The organism is Pseudophaeobacter arcticus DSM 23566 (genome assembly GCF_000473205.1).
Lineage (GTDB): Bacteria > Pseudomonadota > Alphaproteobacteria > Rhodobacterales > Rhodobacteraceae > Pseudophaeobacter > Pseudophaeobacter arcticus.
On the sequence record NZ_AXBF01000005.1, the window covers coordinates 113,675 to 136,234 of the forward strand.

Genomic DNA, 22,560 nt, shown 5'->3' on the forward strand with positions numbered 1-22,560 from the left:
GCCCGGGCAGGTCACTCCTGTTCGGCAACCTTTGCGGAAACATCCCGACCGCTGGCTTGCGCCAAGGCGTCCATCACGTCCTCGGTCGTCAGCAATTCGGACAGCACAATGCCCTCCGGTGCCGACGGTCCATAGACGGCATTGAAGGGGATGCCATATCTACCGAAACTCTCAAGGTAACGGGAAATGCGCGCGTCCGGACGTGTCCAATCTGCCCGCATCGGCGTGACACCTGGCGTGTCCAGCGCACTGCGGACTGGCTCAGGGTCGATCACAAGTGCCTTGTTCGCTTTGCAAGTCAGGCACCAGTCAGCGGTCACATCGACAAAGACGACCTCTCCCTCTGACACACGTTTCGCTATGTCCGACCGGTCAAATGCGATCCAAGCCAATGCCGATTGCGACTCTGAACGGGCCGGCGCGGACTGCTGCAGGAGAGGACCTGCGGCAAGAGCCAGGACAAGGCTGGCTGTGGCAATAGACCACCTGAATTGGGACTGCACATTCGGGAGGGATAGTATCAGAACGGCGAGACCGGACAACGCCGCGACCGCGATGACGGAGGCCAGCCCGGCGACACCGTCGAGCGCCCAGAACAGCCACACGGCGGTAGCAAGCAGCAAGACCCCCATGACGCTTTTGATGATCAGCATCCACCGACCAGGCTTGGGCATGAACGCGACCAGACGCGGGAACGCGGCGATGACGAGATAGGGCAGCGCGAGGCCGAGGCCGAGGCTCGTAAAGACTATGAGGATGTCCAAGCCACGCCCGGCCAAAGCAAAGGCCACAGCGGTGCCGAGGAACGGTGCCGAGCAGGGCGTTGCCATGACGGCACCAAACATGCCAGTGAAAAAGTCGGCGGAATACCCGTTGCGTCCTCCGGCCCCTGCAAGCCGCGTCTGCATGCCGTGTGGAAGGGCGAACTCGAACGCTCCGAACAGATTTGCCGAAAAGACGAGCAGAACAGCGATCATCACCGCAAGAAACAGCGGGCTTTGAAACTGCAGACCCCACCCGACGCTGAGGCCTGCCGTCTGGAGCGCCCAGAGGACGAGCGCCAGACCCCACATGAACATCATGATGCCAGCGGCGGCTGCGACGAAGCCGAACCGGACACGGGTTGTGTCGTGATCGGTGTGTTTGAGCACGGACGACACCTTGATAGACAGCACCGGCAGTACACAGGGCATCACATTCAGAATCAATCCGCCCAGCAGCGCGATCGCGGCAATCCAGATCAGTTCCAACATGTCCGGTGTCGTGGCGGCCAGTTCAAAGGGCGGTGCGATGCCTTGCGCCACGCGATCCGCGATGATCGTGAAGGCCCGGTTCTCGCCGTCGGTGACGGTAATCGACGGCACCACCGTCACATCCGTATTCGACGAGAGGATCGGCAAGCGCGCCCACAGCAAACGATCCTCTTCTCCCAAACGGATATCGGGTTTGCCAAGCGCAACACCCATACCCAGTTCGGGAAACACATCCGGCGACTGGAGTGGTTCATCGACGCGCAGACTGACGATCAACTCCGTGAGGTCTTCGTCGATGAAGGCATTTGCCTCGCTGACGCCACCCGCCTCGGCTCCTTCGGGGACGCGCTCGGAAAACGTGCCAATCAGCCCAGCCGCAGTGCTGTCGATGCCGTTGCCGCGTCCGAGGCGAAGTGACAGGTCAAACTCTTCCGGGACACAGACATTGGAGCACACCAGCAGTTTGACCTGCGCGGAAAGAGTCACAGGTGCGCCGGGATCTTTGAGCGTTATGCGCAGCGGAAAGACGACTTCACCCGCATAACCAAAATTTTCGATGCCGAAGGCGGTGAAGCGTGTCGGGAAAGGCCACATGAATTCGACATCTGCGACGTTTTCGGAACCGGTCCATTCGACCGAAGGCGGTATTCCCACCTCTCCTGGCGACCGCCAATAGGTCTTCCAGTTTTCGTTCAGTTGAAGATGAAGCCCGGCCGACAGAGTCAGTGTGTTCTCGGGAACGCCTTCCTGTGCACTAATGAGATGCGCGGTGAGTGGCGCACTCTGGTATTCAGCAGAGGTTGCTGCCGCGACACTTCCAGAGACAAGGGCCAGGAGCACGAAGGGAATAAGCAAAACCCGTCGCAGGATCAAAAGGCAGTCGATCAAGATACCCGCTTCCTTCCCTTATTTTTACCGCAGATTTCGCCAAGACGGCGGAGGTTGCCTCAACGAATACCCACGGCAAAACCCTGACGACCGTCCGCGCAGTCAACTCGCGCGACGCCTGTCCCAGAAGTTGAAAGATACCGACACCCCTCCGGCAGAAGGTCTGACGCTTGTTTCGTGGAAACGATAGCGCTGCGATCTAAGCAGTCTGCAAGGTTTACCGCACATCCCCCAAGCAACAAACCCGCCAAAAGCAATGTGCTTACCCGTGCCTTCCTCCGCACATCACTGCCTGTTCCGCACGACGACTGGAATCGCGGAGGTCATCGGCTCGGGCGTTTCCTCGATAGAATCATTTGCCTTGTCGGAATGGCACGATTTCCCCATGAATTTGTGCATCGCAAGATGCGCCCCAACGCACAGCAGGAGCGGGGCGAAAGCCGCTGCATTGCCCCACACGCCCGCCAATGTGCCGCCGGCAAGAAAAAACCCCGCAAAGGGCAGCAGCATGACGACGCAACACGCCATCATACCGTAATGCATGAGCCTGTCCGTGATCGGCTTTTTTCTATGGTTCTGGTGGTCCATGTCGCCCTCTTTGTCTCGTTCCACGCGTCATTTGCGGCCCTCCAGCAGGGTAAGGTCAAGGATACAAATGGATACACTTCTCGCGGTCTTGTCAGGTTGCCTGATGCCGGGTCTCCCGTAAAAGACATGTACAAACCGAAGGCTAGGAGTGTGTCATGACGACTTCGCGAAACAACAAGATCAATCGACGAAGCCTATTGGGGTATGCGGCTGTCGCTTTGGTTGCACCAAGCGTGGTTCGAGCCGAAACCATTCGCCGCAACATTTCTTCTTTCCGAGTTCATGACTGGCAAGATCACTTCGACGCACTTGGAAAGGGGGTCATCATCTCAGACACCGTGACGATGGCGCTCCAGCATTGGACATCAGATGGCGAGATGCGGATCTACCCAACTTCCGTTCCTCTGACCGACGAACTCACAAAACGCGGTTATACCGAAGTCGTGGAAAAGCGCAAAAAACCCAGCTGGGCGCCGACGCCCTCCATGCGGGAACGCAATCCAGAATGGCCGGCACGTGTCGAGGGAGGCGATCCTGCCAACCCTCTGGGTACCCGCGCATTGTATCTGTCCTGGCAATACTACCGTATCCACGGAACACAGGACACGCGAAAGATCGGTCGTCGGTCGTCAAATGGCTGCATCGGTTTGTTCAACGAACAGGTTGAAGAGCTTTACGAGCGGGTGCCCGTCGGCACTCAAGTCAAACTCATCTGACCCAAGAGACAAGGCGGAAGATACAGGCATGGATAAATTGACCGCACTTATCGCAGCCGTAGTTATAGCTGGCGGGGGAGTTGCAACTTGGCAGTTCATTTCTGCGGAAGATACAGCGATGGGTCATTCCATGACGCCTCCTGACACAAGTAGGATAGAGGCAGGCGACCCAATCGTTCAGGTCCAACTGCCAGCAGAATTCTCGGAGCAAGCCACGATTGGGAAGACCATATTCGAGGCTAAGTGTTCCGAGTGCCATGGAGCAAACGCAGCGGGACAGAACGGGATTGCGCCACCTCTTGTGCACAAGATTTACGAGCCAAGCCACCATTCAGACATGGCCTTTGTTCTAGCCGCTCAAAATGGCGTGCGTGCGCATCACTGGAAATTCGGTAATATGCCCAAGATCGAGGGGCTGACCCAAGGAGAAGTCAAGATGGTTGCCGCCTATGTTCGCGAACTTCAGCGGGCCAACGGGATCGACTGATGCGTTGGACCCGGATCAGCAGATGGATCCTGTCGCTCGTTTTCGGCCTTTTCCTCGTGGTTCTGGGAATGCCTGAGGCACCAGTACATCATGGTGAAGTGTCCTTGGAGCAAGAATTCCACAATCATGAAGATGTAGGGTCACCCTCGAACGAGGCCTCTGGCCACTGTCATCCAGGACTCGATTGTTCTGTCACGGTAGCGGTGTTGCTCCAGACAAACGTGGTTTACGAGCCTCACTTTCTGAAGGCCGTCATGCAAGACGGCGCGACCCAACGAACCGAGTTGCGCCCCACCAGCGATCCTCCACCGCCGCGACGGTGGCTCTGATTTCACATCGCTCGAAAAGCAGACCCAAAGAAGGATCGAAGACATGAAAAAGACAACTATCGCAGCGGCAGTGTTGATTGCAGGTACTGCGGTCACGGCATTCGCGCATAGCGGTGCCACCGGCATCGTGAAAGAGCGCATGGACGCCATGCTTGCAATGGGGAAGGCGGTCAAGACCGTGGCCCCGATGATGCGGGGCGAAACGGCCTATGAAGCAGGGGCTGTGGGCGATGCAGCGCGCCTGTTCCAGCAGCACGCCGGTGAGAGCATGACAAAGCTGTTCCCAGAGGGCACAGGGGGCATGCCCTCGGAAGCCAAAGGCGAAGTGTGGACCGACTGGGACCGCTTCGCAGCATTGGCAAATCAGCTGGAAGAATACTCTGAGGGCCTGGAACGCGCAGCCGACAATGGATTGGGCGGCATGGGCGGCAATACCTCCATGGGTGGCACCTCGATGATGGGCGGTGGGTCCATGATGGGAAGCGATACAACCATGATGGGCGGGAGCACGATGATGGGCGGAGGCGGCATGATGGATGCTGCCGCCATTGCCGAAATGCCCGCCGACGCGGCTTTCACGATGACGACCCAGGTCTGTTCCGCGTGCCATGAACGCTTCCGGGCGGAAGAAGACTAACCATGCGCCGGTTTTTGACACTCGTCAGCGGGGTCGCCGTGCTGGGCACGGCCGGCCTCGGCGCGGTGATTGCATGGCCTGTCGGCAGTACAGTGTCTCCGATTGCAACAGAGGGCAATGTCGACCGGGGCGCGTATCTGGCGCGCGCCAGTGGGTGCATTGCATGTCATACCAATTTTGAAGCGGGCGGCGCACCACTTGCCGGAGGGGCGCCGCTCGAAACCCCGTTCGGAACGTTCTATCCGCCCAACCTGACGACAGACCCCGAACATGGCATGGGCGAATGGACGGCAGAACAGTTCGCAAAAGCCGTGCGGCAGGGCATCGGTCCCGATGGAACGCCGTACTATCCGTCTTTCCCGTATACCTTCTATGCGGATTTTTCCGACCAGGATATCGCTGACCTATGGGCAGCATTTCAAACCGTGCCGCCCGTGGACGAGCCTGCACCAGAAAACGATGTCAGCTTCCCATTCGACCAACGATGGGGGCTGAAGCTTTGGCGAGCGGCGTTCTTCTACGATCCGGATACAGAGCCGGTTGAAAGGCGAAGCGACGCATGGAATCGCGGACGGGAATTGGTGCGCGGTGCGGCACATTGCGGAGCCTGCCATACGCCGCGCAATCTTGCGGGAGGCCGCGATATCGGTGCTTCCTTTGCAGGCAACGCCCAGCTTCCCGGTGGCAGCAAGGCACCCGCGATACGGCCAAAAGACCTGGCCAAAAATGACTGGACGGTTTCAAACCTCGCTTATGCGCTCCAGACCGGCATCACCCCTTCGGGCGATGCTTTCGGCGGCAGCATGGCGGAAGTGGTTCGCGAGGGAACTCGGTTTCTGACACCTGCCGATCGCGAAGCGATTGCGCTTTTCCTGCTGAACAAGGACACGGTCGAGGCGGAGAACTCCGCTTCGAACTAACATCACGCGGGGGCGACACGCCCCCGCTTTCTCGAGGATCGAAATGAAACAAACACGTAGGGATTTCTTGCGCAATGCAACTCTGGCGGCCTGTGCGGCCGTCATCCCGCGGTCGGCCTATGCCGCAACCCCGTTCGAGGACGTGGTTGCCAAGGTTGCGCGTCGACAACTTCTTCCGGACACCTACCCGGAAACAGAGATCTGGGGCTATGATGGTCTTGTTCCGGCCCCGGAAATCCGGGTTGCACAAGGCGATCGGGTGCGTCGCAGGTTCCGCAACGAGGTACCCGATCCCAGTTCGGTTCACTGGCACGGAATCCGGATCGATAACGCGATGGATGGCGTTTCAGGACTGACCCAGAAAGCCGTGGCACCAGGTGAAACCTTTGACTACGACTTCGTCGTACCGGACGCGGGCACCTATTGGTATCACGCGCATAATCGCTCGTACGAACAAGTCGCGCGTGGTCTGCGCGGCGCCTTAATCGTCGAAGAGGCCGACAGGCCGGACATCGACCGCGAGGAAGTCATCGTTCTGGAGGACTGGTTGCTCGACCCTGAGAGCGGGCAGCTGTTCGACAATTTCGAACAGCCCATGATGATGAGCCACGGTGGACGCATCGGCAACTTTATCACGACCAATGGGCGCTATGACCTGACCTTGTCCGCGAAGCGCAACGAACGCATTCGCTTGCGGATCATCAACGCAGCAAGCGCGCGAATTTTCCCGCTGACGCTCTCGGGGTTGAGTGGCTGGACGGTGGCCGTCGATGGAATGCCAATCGGCCAACCCCAGCAGATTGACGGCGAGTTGATCCTCGGCCCGGCACAGCGCGTCGACTTAATTGTCGATGTGACCGAAGACGAAGGCGGCACCGCCCAGTTGCTTCGCATCGGCGATGATGATCAACTGACCCCGTTGGTGAGTTTTCTGGTCAACGGCACAGCCAGTTCAGTACCAAGAGGCAAGCCACTGCCGTTGCCGCCGAACCCCGCGGCACACGCCCCGGACCTTGCCGATGCGCGTGATTTGCGACTGGTCATGTCCGGCGGTGCAATGGGGCGGATGCAGTCCGCGTTGCTCGGCGGGGAACGTCTTGGATTCCGTCAGCTTGCCCAAGCGGGCAAATTCTGGGCCCTGAATGATGTCGCCGAAATGACCGACACGCCACTGGCCGATCTATCCCTGAACGAGCCGGTGCGCCTGAAGATCGAGAACCAGACCGTTTTCCCGCATGCGATGCACCTGCACGGGATGCATTTCCGCGAGCTGCGCCCCGACGGCGCATTCGGGCCGATGCGGGACACGATCCTGTTGGCCGGCAACGAGTCCCGGGAGATCGCCTTTACGGCAGACAATCCCGGCAAGTGGCTGTTCCATTGCCACATGCTCAGCCACGCCGCATCTGGCATGACAACCTGGATACGGGTCACATGAGGTATCTCGTTTGGTCCGTTCCGATCACTGTCGCAGCAGCCGCCTTCATGTATTGGCTCTCGACCAGTGCATCCTCGGATGTCGGCAGCGCGTCCAAGGCGGAGAGCTACGACATCGAAGAAGGCGCGTTGCTCTACGCAGAAAACTGCGCGTCTTGTCATGGCGCGGGTCTGGAAGGCCAGCCGGAATGGCGAACGCCCGGCGCGGATGGGCGCCTGCCAGCACCACCGCATGATGAGACGGGTCACACCTGGCATCATCCTGACAGCCTGCTCTTCGATTACACAAAACTGGGGGGTGCGGCGCTTCTGGCGCGTCAGGGCGTCGAATTCGACAGTGGCATGCCCGGTTTCGCAGACGTGCTGACCGACCAGCAAATTCACAACATCCTGGCCTTCATCCGGTCCACCTGGCCAGACCGCATCCGCGAAGTCCAGGCCGCGCGGACAGAAGCCGACGAACAACGGGGAGAGAACTAAAATGCGTTTCAGACAAGCCTTCACGACGGTCGCGATAGCTGCCTTGCTTCCGATACCGGCACTCGCCGACGAACTGTCAGAGTCCCGGGTCAAGGAACTTGTGCTCGAGGCAATCCGCGAGAAACCGGAGATTGTCATGGAGGCCGTGGCGATCCTCGAACAAAGGCAGGCGCAAGCGCAGGAGCTCAGTCAGGCCCAAGTTCTGAATGACCAGCGCGATCTGATCGAGAACGATCCGAATGCGCCGGTTCTCGGCAACGCGGAAGGGGACGTCACCGTTGTGGAATTTTTCGACTACAACTGTCCCTATTGTCGGCGGGTCAAACCCGAGGTGCGGGCTTTGATCGAAGAGGATCCAAACATTCGCCTCGTCTATCGTGAATGGCCCATTCTCGGAGACGGATCGGTGTTCGCCGCGAAAGCGGCCTTGGCAGCGCGCAAGCAGGACAAATACGAAGAGTTTCACTGGGCTATGATGGGGCTGGAAGGCCGCGCGGAAGAGGCGTCCGTGCTGCGCGTGGCCGAGGAGATCGGCCTGGATATCGCGCAGTTGCGCAAGGACATGGAGGCCCCCGAGGTCGAAGAGCACATTGCGACATCCATGCAACTGACCCAAGCTCTGGGCTTTAACGGCACGCCGTCTTTCGTGATCGGTGACGCGCTGGTGCCTGGCTTTGTCGAAAAGGCGCAGCTTGCCGACTTGGTCGAAGAAGCCCGCAAAGACGAAGACTGAAATTCTGTGCCCGGACCGCCCTTGGGTGGCCCGGGCACTGCATCAAGCGGCCGCAGGTTCCACGTCGTAGCCCTCATCCCGAATGATCGCTTGGACCTGATCGGCTGGTAACACGCTGTCGACACGCACTTGTCGGGCAGAAAGGTCACATTCTACGCCTGCATTCGGATCTGCGGTTTTCACTGCGCTTTCGATCGCTGCGGTGCAATGTCCACAGCTCATGTCCGGAACGCTGAACTTCATTGGAACCACTCCTTCATCTGATTTCCGTCGGTGACATGGGGTTTCCCCCCGCTGGAAGGTCAAGAGAAGAAATTTTACTGCTTCTCGGTTGACCTTCCGGTAACTGGAAGCCCCATATTCACCTTGAATGGAAAAACAGGTGACACATATGCCCGAACCCAAACAGATCAGCCTGCCGATCGAAGGCATGTCATGTGCGTCCTGCGTTGGCAGGGTCGACCGCGCATTGAATGCAATCGACGGCGTAGAGGATGTGTCGGTTAATCTTGCTTCCGAAACCGCACGTATGAGCGTGGACGCGCTCAAGCGCATTCCGGACATCATCGAAACCCTTCGCGAGCTGGGCTACCCCGCGCGGACGGCCAAGGCCGAACTCACGATTGCAGCGATGTCCTGTGCCTCTTGCGTCGGGCGGGTCGACAAGGCGCTTTCCGCGGTGCCTGGAGTGGTCGAGGTGAACGTCAACCTCGCCTCCGAGACGGCAACGGTGGTTTACGTCGAAGGTCTTGTCACGACATCCGATCTGGAAAATGCAAGCGGCGCGGCAGGGTATCCAGCAACCGTGGCAACGGCCCAAGCCGGTGACGACAGGGTTGCGCGCAAGGAGGAAGAGGCTCAGGCGCTTGCCAAACGGGTCACCTTTGCAGCCATCCTCGCCTTGCCGGTCTTTTTGATCGAGATGGGTGGCCACGTCATTCCGGCCGTTCATATGCTTATCGAGACCACGATTGGTCAGCAGACGAGTTGGCTTCTTCAATTCGTTCTCACGACAATCGTTCTCTTCGGCCCGGGCCGGACGTTTTACACCAAGGGTTTCCCGGCCCTATTCCGGGGCGCGCCCGACATGAACAGCCTCGTCGCGGTCGGCACCGGGGCGGCTTACTTCTATTCCGTAGTTGCGACATTCGTACCATCGGCCTTGCCTGACACGCTGCGCTCTGTCTACTTCGAGGCGGCAGCGGTCATCGTCGTCCTCATCTTGCTGGGGCGTTTTCTTGAAGCGCGCGCTAAGGGGAGAACGGGCGCGGCCATCCAGAAGCTGCTGGGGCTTCAGGCGCGGACCGCGCGAGTGATGCGCGATGGTGAAAGCATTGAGATCGAGATCGATGCGCTGGTTCAGGGTGACATCGTCATCGTGCGCCCCGGCGAACGCATCGCGGTCGATGGCGAGGTCATCGAGGGGACCAGCCGCGTCGACGAAAGCATGCTGACAGGCGAGCCGATTCCCGCTGAAAAGGGTGCCGGAGATCCGGTGACCGGCGGGACGGTCAACGGCGCCGGAAGTCTGCAATTCCGCGCCACGCGGGTCGGCGCCGACACGACCCTGGCGCAGATCATTCGCATGGTCGAAGAGGCCCAAGGCGCCAAGCTGCCGATCCAGGGATTGGTCAACCGGATCACGCTTTGGTTTGTGCCTGCCGTCATGGCAATCGCGGCGGCGACCGTGCTGGTCTGGCTGGTTTTCGGACCTGATCCGGCCCTGACAATGGCCCTTGTCGCCGGTGTGTCGGTGTTGATCATCGCGTGCCCCTGCGCGATGGGGCTTGCGACGCCGACCTCCATCATGGTCGGGACGGGACGTGCTGCGGAAATGGGTGTCCTGTTCCGTAAAGGTGACGCCTTGCAGCAACTTGATTCCGTTGATGTGGTCGCCCTCGACAAAACAGGCACGGTGACCGAGGGGCGACCTGCACTGACCGACCTGGTGCTGGCGGAAGGGTTTGATCGTCCAACGACGCTTTCGAAGATCGCCGCCGTGGAGTCGCTCTCCGAGCATCCTGTCGCGGACGCGATCGTGCGCGCAGCCCGGGCCGAGGGCGCACCTCTTGTGGGGGCCGAAGGCTTTCAATCGGTCACCGGTTACGGCGTGCGCGCCTTGGTCGAAGATGTGGAGGTATTGGTTGGGGCCGACCGATACATGGCGCGGCAAGGCGTTGACGTCTCGGCGTTGGCACAAGAGGAAACGAATATCGCAAGCAAGGGCCGGACGGCGCTTTACGCTGCCATAGATGGACGTGTCGCCGCCGTGATCGGCGTTGCCGACCCGGTCAAACCGGCAAGCCGCGCAGCCATCGCAGCGCTGCACGAAAAGGGTCTTGCGGTTGCGATGATCACAGGGGACAAACGCGAAACCGCCGAAGCCATCGCCCGCGAAACCGGCATTGATCACGTCGTCGCGGGCGTTCTGCCAGACGGCAAGGTCGCGGCGCTCGATACGTTGCGTGAGGGCGGCAAGCGCATCGCCTTTGTCGGCGACGGTATCAATGACGCCCCGGCGCTGGCGCATGCCGATGTGGGTATCGCCATTGGCACCGGCACCGATGTGGCCATCGAGTCCGCGGATGTCGTCCTGATGTCCGGCGATTTGCGCGGCGTGGTGAATGCCTTCGAGGTGTCCCGCCGGACCATGCGCAACATCCGGCAGAACCTGTTCTGGGCCTTTGCCTACAATGTCGCGCTGATTCCGGTCGCCGCCGGGGTGCTTTATCCCGCCTTTGGGCTGCTCCTGTCACCAATTCTCGCGGCGGGCGCGATGGCTTTGTCCTCGGTGTTCGTTCTGACCAATGCCCTGCGCCTGCGAGGCATCGCGCCGGCGATGGACGAGCAGCGCGCAATCCCGGCAGAGATGGCAGCCGCCACTCCTGCTCCAGCAGAATAACGGAGGTCCGACATGAACATCGGAGACGTTGCCCGACAATCGGGTGTGCCCCCAAAAACAATCCGCTACTACGAGGACATCGGGCTGATCCGCCCGAACCGTAGCGAGAACGGCTATCGCGCGTTCACCGAGAACCACGTTCACAAGCTGGCGTTTCTGGGTCGCGCACGGGCCTTGGGGTTCACCATCGAAGATTGCAGGACGCTTCTGGCTCTCTACGAGGATGAAAACCGCGAAAGCGTTCAGGTGAAGGCGGTGGCGGAAGAGCATCTTCGCCAGATCGAGGAAAAGATCGAGAAGCTGCAATCCATGAGAACGACGCTTACCGAACTTGTGGAGAAATGTGCCGGGGATCATCGTCCGGATTGTCCGATCCTCGCAGATCTCTCACCTATACGAATGTCCGAATGAACGGGGCCGGTTCGGCGCGATTCAGAACCAGATTGCGCGGACCGGCATCCAGATACCCATGAAGATCATCATCAGGTTTTCCGTCAGCGAAATGAACCCCAGCCGGACGGAACTGTCACCGCCGACGCAGGCGCATTTCAGCTCTCTCTTGTCGATATAAACAGCCTTGAAAACGCTGACAGCACCAACCGTGCCGATAAACAAGGCGACAGGCGCCGAGAGCCACAGCAGCGCGCCGGCAGTCATCAGGATACCTGCCAACGCTTCGCCGAACGGGTAGACCTTGCCGTATCGCACCCATTTGCGCGCCAGCAGGTCGTAATTGAGGAACATCGTCGAGAACCCTTCGACATCCTGCAATTTCTGGATCGCGAGAATGGTCATGGACAGCGAAATGAACCATTCGAACCCGCGCAAGGTGAGAACCGACCCGTACTGGTGCCACGACAGGCCCAGTGCCAACAGCGCGGCGACGGAAAAGATCGCAATGACCGGCTGGTAGGTCGTGTCGCTTTGCTCTTCCTCGGGTGGGTCGATGTCGAAGAACACCCTGAGATCATCGTAGCCGCCGATCCGTTCTCCGCCGATGAAGGTCTGCGGCGTCGTCTCGACACCGTGCTTCTCCATGAAAGCATCGGTGTCTTCACGGGTCTCAAGCGGATGGTCTTCCACCTCGAAGCCTTGCCGCTCCAGCAGGTCTTTCGATTTCAGACCGTAGGGGCAGACATGGCCCGGCATGACCATGCGATAAAGTTGCGCGGATTTGCTGTCTGTGTCGCGGGGCATGTCCTTTCCTCCTTATCCGCTGCACGTAAATTGACCACGGAACCCGGCTTCGTAGTCGGTTCCCGCGCTGACGATTAGATCGGTCAGGTCACCATCTGTCTCTGCGATGCGGGCCGACAGCGGGCCTTCAGAAAATGCATTTTCGCCCTGCGCATTCAGGCGCACCAGATCACCGCTGATCTTCATTGCGGCGGCAAACCCTTCGCCGGTTTCACCAGTCACCAGTACAGCCGGACTGTCCGAGGTGTAAGCAAAGCGGCAATTTCCGCCATTCGGGAACACCGCAGCGATTTCGTCTTCCGTCAGAAACTCGGGATCGACTTTCGACACGACCTCCGTTTGAAGCGCCTGTTGCGCATTCACGACCTGTGGCGGCGGTTCGGTCGGCGTGGCCGATGCCTCGCCGTTTGCTTCAATATCAGCAATTAGGTAGCGCATTTCGGCGATTTCCTTGTCCTGCGCATAGATGATGTCGTCTGCCAGCCCCCGGACGCGCGGGTCGGTGATCTCGGCACGAGTCGACGTCATGATGGCGATCGAATGGTGCGGGATCATGGCGCGCATGTAGGACCTGTCCTGCACCGTGAATTGCCCGCGTACCGGCCAGAGGCTTGCCGCAAAGACAAGAATGGCGCCTACGAAGATCGCGATGTTGACCTTGGTGTTCTGATACATGGACAACATGCACGCCAACATGATCACGGCCATGGTCGCCCCCATCAGGATGGCCATGTAAAGGCGTGTCTCCGAAAAGAAGATATGGCCCCAAAGATAGGTGTTCAGGTACATCAGAACGAACATGACCACGGTCGATGTTCCGATCATCATAAAGAATCGTGAGTAGTGCATTTCCAGTCACCTCCTTGCAGTTCTTTGTAAAAGAAGAACATTCCAGCGCTGGAGAGTTCCAAAAGCGCGAATTTTCGTGGTTTCAAGGCAACAAAGGCGCGTCGTTTGCCCCGGTTCACGGCTTCTTTTCTTTGCCCCTGGCGCGCACTGAATTTTCATGGGTCCGAGGAGATCGCGCCATGCAGAATTTCACGAGACGAGAATTGATTTGTGCCGGAGCGTTGGGTTGCTTCCTGCCGACAACTGCCTGGGCCCACAAAGTCAAATTGCCCGAACGGTTCGAACCGCAATTGATAAACACCCGTCGTGATGACTGGATGAACGGGGACATCCACGTCGTTCCTGACGATTTTTTCCTCTATTTCATGCTCGAGGACGGGATGGCGATCCGCTACGGGGTCGGAGTAGGGCGCAAAGGTTTGTACGAACCCGGAGAGTTCACCGTGGATCGCAAGGCCAAATGGCCATGGTGGCGACCGACGAACGCTATGATCCGGCGCGAGCCACATAAGTACGCGAAGTACAAGGATGGGCTGAAAGGCGGGCCAAACAACCCGCTTGGGGCCCGCGCGCTCTATCTCCATGATGATGACGGACGCGATACCTATCTTCGCATTCACGGAACGAACGCCCCGGAGACAATTGGGTCGGCCGTGTCGAATGGATGCGCGCGATTGACGAATGAGCATGTGAAGGATCTGTACGATCGCGTTGAAATCGGCGCTCGCGTCTTTCTGTATCCCAAAGTGACAACGGCGTGAGGGGTGCTCTGTCGCCTTGAAGTTCCTCCACCGGAAATGGCACAAGCACAGCAGTTGGCGAAAGCCAGTCCATCATTCATGAGGTGACGGAATTGTCTTTGAGCCGGAGGTCTTTCCTTGGCGGGATGACCGTTGCACTGGCTGGCACTCACTTGCCAGCAGCGACACCCGAGTTGATCCTCGCACCCCAATCGATAAAGGCGCGCCTTGCTGGGTACGACGTGTCGATGTTGGGCTTCAACGGTGGTCTGCCGGGCCCTGAAATCAGAATGCGACAAGGACAAACCGCCCGCATTACCCTCGACAACCGATTGGAGGAGGGCGCTCTTGTTCACTGGCATGGGTTGCGGGTTCCAAATCGGATGGATGGTGTCAACGTTCTCACTCAGGATGTGGTCATTCCGGGCGACTCATATCGTTATCAATTCGGCGTCCCGGATGCCGGCACGTATTGGTATCACTCCCATTACCTGTCTTACGATCAGGTCAGTCGCGGCCTTTTCGGCGCCTTCATCGTCGAGGAGCAAAATGCGCCGGCTGTCGACCATGATATTGTTGTTCAATTCTTCGATCTCCTGCTGGATATGTCTGGACAGTACGACGAAGCATTCAACGCGGCCCATTTTACGACCGAGGGCCGTATCGGCAATATTGCCACGGCGCTTGTTTCCAATGGAACCAGCAAGAATGTGAGACAAGGCGACCGCCTGCGTTTGCGCCTGATAAATCCCTCTATCGACAGGGTTTACCGTGTCGGGCTGGACGGTCTGGCAGGCAAGATCGTTGCACTGGATGGTATGCCCCTGGCGCATCCACGGACGCTCGAACCGATCCTTCTCGCTCCGGGGCAAAGATGCGATGTGATCGGTGATGCGACCGGGCCGATCCGATTCGACGACAGCTTTGGAGAGCGGACGTTGAGCCTCGGCGAAATCGCTGTTTCCGGTTCTCGTGAGCCTGCGAAAGTGCCCATCACCGCGTTGCCCGCCAACCGAATGCCCGCCCCGCAAGACCCCGGCCAAACCGCGGAGCTGGTGCTCCAGGGAGGTGCGGGAAGCGCGTCCCATAACGGCACCGGAACATGGGCGCTCAATGACGTATCTGGACTGCCTCGAACCCCTTTCCTATCCGTCGCGCAGGGGACGACCGTGCGCATTTCAATCCGCAACGAAACCGGGTTTCCACACGTCATGCATCTGCATGGCCACCATTTCTGGGAACTCGATGCGGCGGGGGAAGCCGGTCCATACCGGGACTCGACCTTCCTGGATATCGGCGAGACGCGGGAAATTCTCGTCGTCCTGGACAATCCGGGATCGTGGATGCTGCATTGCCACATGTTGAGCCACCAAGCCGACGGTATGGCAACGTGGATCAGAGTCGGCTGAGGGTCGAGACGGATACATACCGTTACAAATCTCTGAATGATAACAGGCCTTTTGCCGTCTACGTAACCTGACAAGCGAGAAACAGGTCCATCGATTGCCAACGGGAGCGTTCATTGACCCTGACACCAAAATCTCTCGGCATGACTGCGGCGGCAGGATCAGCCGCCTTGCTGTTAGGGGCCTTCGTTTTCCAGGCTCTTGGGTACGCGCCGTGCGCAATGTGCATCTGGCAACGCTACCCACACGCAATCGCCATTGGAATGGGCGCTCTGTTGCTCTTTGCTCTGCCGATTTTGCCAATCCTGATAATCGGTGCCCTGTCGGCACTCAGCACATCCGCGTTGGGAATGTTTCATACCGGGGTCGAGCGCGGCTGGTGGGAGGGACCGACTTCTTGCACGGGATCCGGCCTCGATGTTTCGCAAATGTCGGTATCGGAATTACTGCCCTCTGCCAGTTCAAATGCGTCCACTCTTGTTCTGTGCAATGAGGTTGTCTGGGAATTTCTGACGTTGTCCATGGCGAGTTGGAACGCGATCCTAAGCGGTGTCCTTGCTTGCCTCTGGTTGGTCGCGATCGGAAGACATCAAAAGGTTCGGTGGCATGGGGTCGCGGACGTTTCTTGAATCGTCCCGCATTCATCGAAAACAAACAAAGGGCTTCGCTTCATGGTTACAAGACGACACTTCCTTGCACTTTCCGGCTCGCTGTTTTCAGCGTCTCTGAGTTCGCCAGCATTCGCTAAGACCTGGCCGTCAACAGCCGAAAAAGCAGCTTGGGATGCGCAGATCACGCCCGCCAACTATGACCCGGCAACAACCAACCCATGGGGGCTGCATCCCAGGCTGCTGCCGCAACGCGTTTTGGCGAATGACGGTTTGCGCCCGGGTGACATTCACGTCGATGCGATCGCGCGCTATCTGTACCATATCGAGGAAGGTGGCACCGCGATGCGATACGGGGTGGCGATTGCCAAGGGCGATCTCTATGAACCCGGCACCTATACGATCCGCCGAAAGGTCGAATGGCCGCACTGGACGCCAACGCAGTCAATGATCGAACGCGATCCGGAGGCTTACGAGCGGTTTGCCGACGGTATGGAGCCCGGCCCCAACAATGCCTTGGGCAGCAGGGCTTTGTATCTATTCGTCGGAGATCGGGATACGTACCTTCGAATTCACGGAACGCCGAGCCCTCGCAGCATTGGCGGCCGGGCCAGTTCGGGATGCGTGCGCATGGTGATGGCCCACATCAATGATCTCTATCCGAATGTCGCTGTCGGATCGACGGCGTTCCTTTACTCGGCCGAAGACAGCGTTACCGCTCGAAGCTAACCTATTGCATCTTTGGCTCACACGCCGAGGACAGCGTCGTGCAGGGACATCTTCCAATGAATTGTTGGACGAACACTCACGGCTGTGTCGCAAGTGAACTTTCGAACTGTGCGATCGCTACGGATTTGTCGTCCTCATCGTTCTCGAACAGCTTTGTGGTTCGCACGCCCGGCAACTTGCCAAAATCCGCCATCAGGCGCTTTGGAAAAAATGTGCGTCCGATGGATTCAAATCCTGGTAATTGTCTGAGTACCGCGGAGGTACTGGCACTACAAAAACCGGAAGCGGCTGGGCCGCTGGCAATTGCAAGGCGCAAAGCCTGCTCCGCGACTTCGGGAGACACATCGATCTCTTGTATGACGACATGGTAGGTCTCGCGAGCATGAGCCCGCGCATAAAAATCGGCCACTTGTGGAGTAATGCCATAAAGCACATCTCCCCGTTCCGGTACAGCGCTCAGCCGGACCGTTCCTGCCGGATCGAAGATAACACGCTGCGACCCATTAATCATGACGCTGCTATGCGCACCCGCCCCGGACCTGTTGTTGATCATGGTGTACAACGTCAGCGCGGCCGGTCCATCGTGACGGTAGGATGCGCTACTGATGACTTCGGCTGAAGCATCCGGGCGCATGTCGTTTCCTGCACCGCACCCCGCCAAAATTACCAAGGTTAGAACTGAGAAAATGCGGTTCAAAAAGAGCACCCTGCAGCCTCCTGCCATGGGTTGAATGATTGAATTTTCGGGATATTCAGGGCCTCTAGCAATCTCGACATCAACTCTTCCGGATTTCACCTCTACCGAAACATGGGTTCGGTTTCGGTTGGTATACGGATCCTCGACACCTTTTTTTCTGGATATCGCATGTTTCAGATGAAGAGGAGCGTTCGCCCCGAATTGATTTGTCGCAATTTGTAACAGACCCCGCCTTTGTGACCTCGCGATACAAAACACCGGCTCGCGTGGCATTCCGCATCTGCAGGTGCCCCCCATATGCTGGGTATCGCAACACTGACACGAGGTGATCGAAATGAAACGCAACACTTTACTCGCTGCAATGACCCTGGCTGCAACCGCCCTTGGCGGTGCCGCATTCGCGGACGCCAACCACGGGCGTGGGGGACAATTTGGCGCCCAGAGCGGACCAGGCATGATGCAGAACGGTGGTCCCGGTATGATGGGGAACATGGGCGGAATGATGGACATGATGAAGCGCATGCACGGAAACATGATGGGCGCAGGCATGATGGGCGCAGGCATGGGCAGTGGTATGATGAGCCCAGGCATGGCTGGCGGCATGATGCAAATGTTCGACACTGATGGAGACGGCACAACGACGCCGGAAGAAATGCGCACGCAGCTGCAGGCCAAGCTTTCCGAGTTTGACAGCGACGGGGATGGAAGCCTCTCGATTACCGAGTTTGAAGCTCTCCACAGCGCGATGATCCGCGAAATGATGGTGGATCGCTTCCAACACCTCGATGCCGATGGCGACGGCGCGGTGACGCCGGAAGAGATGGCCGCTCCTGCCGATAGGATGGAGCGGATGCAGATGATGCGGTCGAATATGGCAGATGCGCCTGCGCGGCCTGGCAACGGTCAGGGCATGGGCAACGGCTCCATGATGCAGGACAACTGAGCCAATGGGTGCCGGTTTTTTTCCGGCACCCGTCCTCACAACCCCAAAACCATTCGCGGTCGGGACATTGAACCGAACCGCGACCTGAACCGTTTAGCCTCGGTATGCCAACAAATAGAGACACGGAAAGGAAAATTCCCATGGCCTATACCTATGATCGCGTCCTGAAAGACACCAAAATCGATGACGCAGAGATGCGTGTTCGGGATGCTTTGGCAGACAAGGGCTTCGGCGTTCTGACTGAGATTGACGTCAAAGCGACGATGAAAAAGAAACTTGATGCGGACATGCCGCCTTACCGCATCTTGGGGGCCTGTAATCCGGGCATGGCGCACAAAGCCATCGAGATCGAGCCTCGCATCGGTGCGATGCTTCCCTGCAATGTTATCCTGCGGCAACTGGACGGCGACACCGAGGTCAGCGCGGTCGATCCTGTCGCTTCGATGCAGGCGGTGCAGAACCAAGACCTGGACGCGGTCGCCGGCGAAGTCCGCGATCTCCTTCGGGACGCCCTCGACACCGCGTGATGGCGGGATGGGCGTTGGATGCCCTGTCGCAGATCGAGCGCCTTTAGCGGTGCTCGATCAATGCCATCTAATCCCCACGTAAATTCTTGATGAGGAACTCACCCAGTGCTGCCAGCGGGATTGCCATTTCCGGATATTGGAACCGACCTCTTCTCCTTCGACATCGGGGGGGTCACATTCGCACTCCGCTGGTACGCGCTAGCCTATATCTTCGGTATCCTGATTGGCTGGCGCATTTGTTCGAGTGCCATAAGCCGTCCCGCGCTCTGGACGTCAGCTGGACCGCCGCTTGACCGAACGCAGATCGAAGATCTTCTGACGTGGATCATCATCGGCGTGATTGCTGGTGGTCGCCTGGGCTTTGTACTGTTCTACCAGCCCGCATATTATCTCGCCAATCCCTTGGAAATTCTGATGGTCTGGCAAGGCGGCATGTCTTTCCACGGGGGGTTCGCGGGAGTTGTCATCGCGGCCTTGCTGTTCTGCCTTAGACAGAACGCGTCATTGCTCAGCACTGGCGACTTGCTGGCTTTGGCAACACCACCAGGCTTGTTTCTTGGAAGGCTGGCGAACTTCACCAACAATGAGTTGTGGGGGCGTCCAACGGACGTTCCCTGGGCGGTGATCTTTCCCGGCGAAGTCGCGCAGGCCTGCCCAGGGGTTAGCGGCCTCTGCGCCCGACACCCGTCCCAGCTGTACGAGGCGGTATTGGAGGGGCTCATTCTTGGAATACTGCTCATTTATCTCGCTTGGGGCCGGGGCTGGCTGAAAATGCCCGGTGCCTTGGCTGGCGTGTTTCTGACCGGCTATGGTCTTGCCCGAAATTTCGTCGAGATGTTCCGGCAACCGGACCAGCAGTTCGTGACGGAAGATAACCCAATTGGCCATGCGCTCCACTTTGGTGAGTGGGGTTTGACCATGGGCCAGTTGCTCTCCATGCCAATGGTGCTGGTCGGGCTGGCGTTGATCGTGTTCGCCCGGCGGGAACGGGGCCGGACAGCGCCACCCCGCAGAGCCGCAATGTAATCGCCGTACTGATCTCTCTTGACCCTCCTGTGGATGGAAGCCCCAAGCAAGAGAAGCATTCTCGGAAAGGACCGCAAAATGAGCACCCCCGACAGTTCTGAAACCACAGCAGCTTCCTCGGTATTCGTTTGCCCCATGCACCCTGAGGTGCGGCAGTTTGAGCCCGGCAAATGTCCGAAATGCGGGATGCACCTCGTGCCGGAATCGGAGCTCGAGGTCCATTCAGCACATGATCATCACGAACACCACGCGGGTGCCACGCCGGCCGATGGCCGATATGATCTGGTTCCTACAGGACATGATGGTCCCATTTTCACCTGCCCGATGCACCCTCAGGTGCGGCAGCCTGATCCGGGCGCGTGTCCGATCTGTGGTATGGGATTGGAACTGGAATCCGGTGTGCCGGGCGATGAAGGTCCAAATCCCGAACTGGTGGATTTCACACGGCGGTTCTGGGTCGGCACAGTCCTGACGATCCCGCTCCTTGTCCTCACGATGGGGCCATTCGTCGGTTTCCCCGCAGTCCGGACTTTTTTTGGCGAAAGCACCACACAATGGATCGAATTGATCCTGGCAACGCCAGTGGTCTTGTGGTGCGGCTGGCCGTTTCTGGAACGCGGATGGATTTCGTTCCGCACATTGAACCTCAACATGTTCTCCCTGATCGGCATGGGCGTTCTTGCCGCCTGGCTCTTCAGCGTCGTTGCCGTTCTCGCACCGGACATATTCCCTGATGGGTTCCGAGACTCCGAAGGCCATGTCGGCGTCTATTTCGAGGCGGCGGCGGTGATCGTGACGCTGGTGCTGCTCGGCCAGGTGATGGAACTACGCGCCCGCGAGGGGACCGGCAAGGCGATCCGCGCGCTTCTCGACATGGCGGCAAAGACCGCGCGGGTCATCCGGGACGACGGATCCGAGGAGGAAATCCCGCTGGAGGACGTGCAAGTCGGGGACCGGCTGCGCGTGCGGCCCGGTGACAAGGTGCCGGTCGATGGCGTGGTTCTGGACGGCCGGTCCTCGGTCGACGAAAGCATGATCTCCGGTGAACCCGTGCCGGTCGAGAAGACCGAGGGCGACCCGCTGACCGGCGCGACGATCAATGGCACCGGCAGTCTGGTGATGGAGGCGACGCGTGTCGGGTCCGACACGATGCTGGCTCAAATTGTCGAGATGGTGTCGAACGCGCAGCGCTCGCGCGCCCCGATCCAGAAATACGCCGACAAGGTGGCGGGATATTTCGTTCCGGCCGTCATCGGTATCGCGGTCCTGTCCTTCATCGCCTGGGCGATCTGGGGGCCCGCGCCTGCGCTTTCCTACGCATTGATTTCGGCGGTGGCGGTTCTGATCATCGCCTGTCCTTGTGCGCTTGGCCTGGCGACACCGATGTCGATCATGACAGCGACAGGACGGGGCGCTCAGGCAGGGGTGCTGATCAAGAACGCCGAGGCGCTGGAGCGGTTCGAGAAAGTCGATACCCTGATCGTCGACAAGACCGGCACGTTGACCGAAGGCAAGCCGCGGCTTGTCGACGTACTCCCGCAACCCGGCCACGACGAAGCCGAGGTCTTGCGTCTCGCCGCATCGCTTGAGCGCGGATCGGAGCACCCCTTGGCCGAAGCGATCGTCAGGGGTGCGGAGGAGCGAGATGTCAAAATGGACGAGGCACGGGACTTCGAGGCGGTCACTGGCAAGGGCGTCAAGGGGGTCGTTGACGGCAAAGCGGTCGCGCTCGGCAATTTGGCGATGATCCGCGAATTGGGGCTCGAGGCGGGCGCGTTGACCGCCAAGGCCAATGCCCGCCGCGACGAAGGCGAGACGGTCATGTTCGTTGTGCTGGATGGCGAGATCGCCGGTCTAGTTGCTGTCGCCGACCCAGTGAAGGAGACCACGCCAGAAGCCATCGAGGATCTGCATGAACTGGGGTTCCGCGTCATCATGGCGACCGGCGACAACGAACGCACGGCCAAGGCCATCGGCACGCGGCTCGGAATCGATGAGATCCGGGCCGACGTGCTGCCGGAGGACAAGGCGCGGATCATCCTTGAGTTGCAAGAGGCGGGCCACAAGGTCGCCATGGCCGGGGATGGCGTCAACGACGCCCCCGCGCTCGCGCAGGCCGATGTCGGCATCGCCATGGGCACCGGCGCCGATGTGGCCATCGAAAGCGCGGGCGTCACGCTGGTCAAGGGCAACCTTGATGGTATCGTGCGTGCGCGGCGGCTCGCCCGGGCCACGATGCGCAACATCCGCCAGAACCTGTTCTTCGCGCTGATCTACAACGCCTCCGGCGTGCCGGTCGCGGCGGGAGTTCTGTTTCCCTTCTTTGGCATCCTCATCAGTCCGATGTTTGCTGCCTTCGCCATGAGCGCGTCGTCAATCTCGGTGGTGCTCAATTCGCTGCGCCTTCGCGGCGTTCGTATCTAGAAGCGCGCAACAGCGTTCGGACGAACCAAAATTAAAAGGGGGCC

23 protein-coding genes are annotated in these 22,560 nt (G+C 59.2%); 17 read left to right on the forward strand and 6 right to left on the reverse strand.

Annotation, left to right across the window (positions count from 1 at the left end):
- Positions 1-11: 11 nt before the first annotated feature.
- Entirely contained in the window at positions 12-2,141 is a 2,130-nt protein-coding gene (locus ARCT_RS0101860; protein ID WP_009808009.1) for a protein-disulfide reductase DsbD family protein, read from the reverse strand.
- 285 nt (positions 2,142-2,426) lie between these two features.
- Positions 2,427-2,729 (reverse strand): DUF2933 domain-containing protein, encoded by a 303-nt coding sequence (locus ARCT_RS0101865; RefSeq protein ID WP_009808010.1) that lies wholly within the window; start codon positions 2,727-2,729, stop codon positions 2,427-2,429.
- 155 nt (positions 2,730-2,884) lie between these two features.
- On the opposite strand from ARCT_RS0101865, the gene ARCT_RS0101870 reads away from it, so the two are divergent.
- From ARCT_RS0101870 to ARCT_RS0101900, 7 genes are all read left to right on the forward strand, one after another.
- Entirely contained in the window at positions 2,885-3,445 is a 561-nt protein-coding gene (locus ARCT_RS0101870) for a L,D-transpeptidase (protein ID WP_009808011.1), read from the forward strand.
- Between the two features lie 28 nt (positions 3,446-3,473).
- Positions 3,474-3,932: a c-type cytochrome gene (locus ARCT_RS0101875; RefSeq protein ID WP_009808012.1), complete on the forward strand. Its 459-nt coding sequence runs from the start codon at positions 3,474-3,476 to the stop codon at positions 3,930-3,932.
- A 372-nt stretch (positions 3,933-4,304) separates the two neighbouring features.
- Positions 4,305-4,898: a c-type cytochrome gene (locus ARCT_RS0101880; protein WP_009808013.1), complete on the forward strand. Its 594-nt coding sequence runs from the start codon at positions 4,305-4,307 to the stop codon at positions 4,896-4,898.
- 2 nt (positions 4,899-4,900) lie between these two features.
- Positions 4,901-5,818 carry a c-type cytochrome gene (locus ARCT_RS0101885; RefSeq protein WP_009808014.1) on the forward strand — a complete coding sequence of 306 codons (918 nt, stop codon included), beginning with the start codon at positions 4,901-4,903 and terminating at the stop codon, positions 5,816-5,818.
- 43 nt (positions 5,819-5,861) lie between these two features.
- A complete protein-coding gene (locus ARCT_RS0101890) occupies positions 5,862-7,256 on the forward strand; it encodes a multicopper oxidase family protein (RefSeq protein ID WP_009808015.1) in 1,395 nt (464 codons plus the stop codon).
- A complete protein-coding gene (locus ARCT_RS0101895) occupies positions 7,253-7,735 on the forward strand; it encodes a c-type cytochrome (protein ID WP_027238580.1) in 483 nt (160 codons plus the stop codon). The genes ARCT_RS0101890 and ARCT_RS0101895 overlap by 4 nt, the downstream gene beginning before the upstream one ends.
- Before the next feature lies 1 nt (position 7,736).
- Positions 7,737-8,468, forward strand: coding sequence for a DsbA family protein (locus tag ARCT_RS0101900; protein WP_009808017.1), 732 nt, complete (start codon positions 7,737-7,739; stop codon positions 8,466-8,468).
- 42 nt (positions 8,469-8,510) lie between these two features.
- On the opposite strand, the gene ARCT_RS0101905 is transcribed toward ARCT_RS0101900, so the two are convergent.
- A complete protein-coding gene (locus tag ARCT_RS0101905) occupies positions 8,511-8,711 on the reverse strand; it encodes a heavy-metal-associated domain-containing protein (RefSeq protein ID WP_009808018.1) in 201 nt (66 codons plus the stop codon).
- A 148-nt stretch (positions 8,712-8,859) separates the two neighbouring features.
- Between ARCT_RS0101905 and ARCT_RS0101910 the strand changes: the two genes are divergently transcribed.
- Together ARCT_RS0101910 and cueR are read left to right on the forward strand one after the other, a co-directional pair.
- Positions 8,860-11,370, forward strand: coding sequence for a heavy metal translocating P-type ATPase (locus ARCT_RS0101910; protein WP_027238581.1), 2,511 nt, complete (start codon positions 8,860-8,862; stop codon positions 11,368-11,370).
- A gap of 12 nt (positions 11,371-11,382) precedes the next feature.
- A complete protein-coding gene (gene cueR / locus ARCT_RS0101915; protein ID WP_009808020.1) occupies positions 11,383-11,781 on the forward strand; it encodes a Cu(I)-responsive transcriptional regulator in 399 nt (132 codons plus the stop codon).
- Between the two features lie 21 nt (positions 11,782-11,802).
- Here the strand turns inward: cueR and ARCT_RS0101920 are convergent, their stop codons facing one another.
- Complete coding sequence (locus ARCT_RS0101920; RefSeq protein WP_009808021.1) at positions 11,803-12,567, reverse strand: MauE/DoxX family redox-associated membrane protein; 765 nt, start codon at positions 12,565-12,567, stop codon at positions 11,803-11,805.
- A 12-nt stretch (positions 12,568-12,579) separates the two neighbouring features.
- Entirely contained in the window at positions 12,580-13,416 is an 837-nt protein-coding gene (locus ARCT_RS0101925; protein ID WP_027238582.1) for a DUF305 domain-containing protein, read from the reverse strand.
- Between the two features lie 14 nt (positions 13,417-13,430).
- Here ARCT_RS0101925 and ARCT_RS25135 point away from each other — a divergent pair, with 14 nt between their 5' ends.
- The 4 genes from ARCT_RS25135 (at position 13,431) to ARCT_RS0101945 (ending at position 16,899) form a co-directional block, all read left to right on the forward strand.
- Positions 13,431-14,177, forward strand: coding sequence for a L,D-transpeptidase (locus ARCT_RS25135; RefSeq protein WP_009808023.1), 747 nt, complete (start codon positions 13,431-13,433; stop codon positions 14,175-14,177).
- A 173-nt stretch (positions 14,178-14,350) separates the two neighbouring features.
- A complete protein-coding gene (locus ARCT_RS0101935) occupies positions 14,351-15,565 on the forward strand; it encodes a multicopper oxidase family protein (RefSeq protein WP_240476202.1) in 1,215 nt (404 codons plus the stop codon).
- 140 nt (positions 15,566-15,705) lie between these two features.
- Positions 15,706-16,191, forward strand: coding sequence for a disulfide bond formation protein B (locus tag ARCT_RS0101940; protein WP_036783951.1), 486 nt, complete (start codon positions 15,706-15,708; stop codon positions 16,189-16,191).
- A 42-nt stretch (positions 16,192-16,233) separates the two neighbouring features.
- The gene (locus tag ARCT_RS0101945) at positions 16,234-16,899 is read left to right on the forward strand and encodes a L,D-transpeptidase (protein WP_012187180.1); all 666 of its coding nucleotides are present in this window, start codon (positions 16,234-16,236) and stop codon (positions 16,897-16,899) included.
- Between the two features lie 76 nt (positions 16,900-16,975).
- On the opposite strand, the gene ARCT_RS28895 is transcribed toward ARCT_RS0101945, so the two are convergent.
- A complete protein-coding gene (locus ARCT_RS28895; RefSeq protein ID WP_012187179.1) occupies positions 16,976-17,533 on the reverse strand; it encodes a hypothetical protein in 558 nt (185 codons plus the stop codon).
- Between the two features lie 397 nt (positions 17,534-17,930).
- Between ARCT_RS28895 and ARCT_RS25140 the strand changes: the two genes are divergently transcribed.
- The 4 genes from ARCT_RS25140 to ARCT_RS0101970 all read left to right on the forward strand — a co-directional run bounded on the left by ARCT_RS25140 (position 17,931) and on the right by ARCT_RS0101970 (position 22,516).
- The gene (locus tag ARCT_RS25140) at positions 17,931-18,539 is read left to right on the forward strand and encodes an EF-hand domain-containing protein (RefSeq protein ID WP_012187178.1); all 609 of its coding nucleotides are present in this window, start codon (positions 17,931-17,933) and stop codon (positions 18,537-18,539) included.
- A gap of 140 nt (positions 18,540-18,679) precedes the next feature.
- Positions 18,680-19,066 carry a DUF302 domain-containing protein gene (locus tag ARCT_RS0101960; protein ID WP_007803435.1) on the forward strand — a complete coding sequence of 129 codons (387 nt, stop codon included), beginning with the start codon at positions 18,680-18,682 and terminating at the stop codon, positions 19,064-19,066.
- Positions 19,067-19,171: 105 nt separating this feature from the next.
- A complete protein-coding gene (gene lgt, locus ARCT_RS0101965; RefSeq protein ID WP_027238585.1) occupies positions 19,172-20,092 on the forward strand; it encodes a prolipoprotein diacylglyceryl transferase in 921 nt (306 codons plus the stop codon).
- Positions 20,093-20,170: 78 nt separating this feature from the next.
- On the forward strand, positions 20,171-22,516 hold the full coding sequence (locus tag ARCT_RS0101970; protein ID WP_027238586.1) for a copper-transporting P-type ATPase: 2,346 nt from the start codon (positions 20,171-20,173) through the stop codon (positions 22,514-22,516).
- Positions 22,517-22,560: the final 44 nt, after the last annotated feature.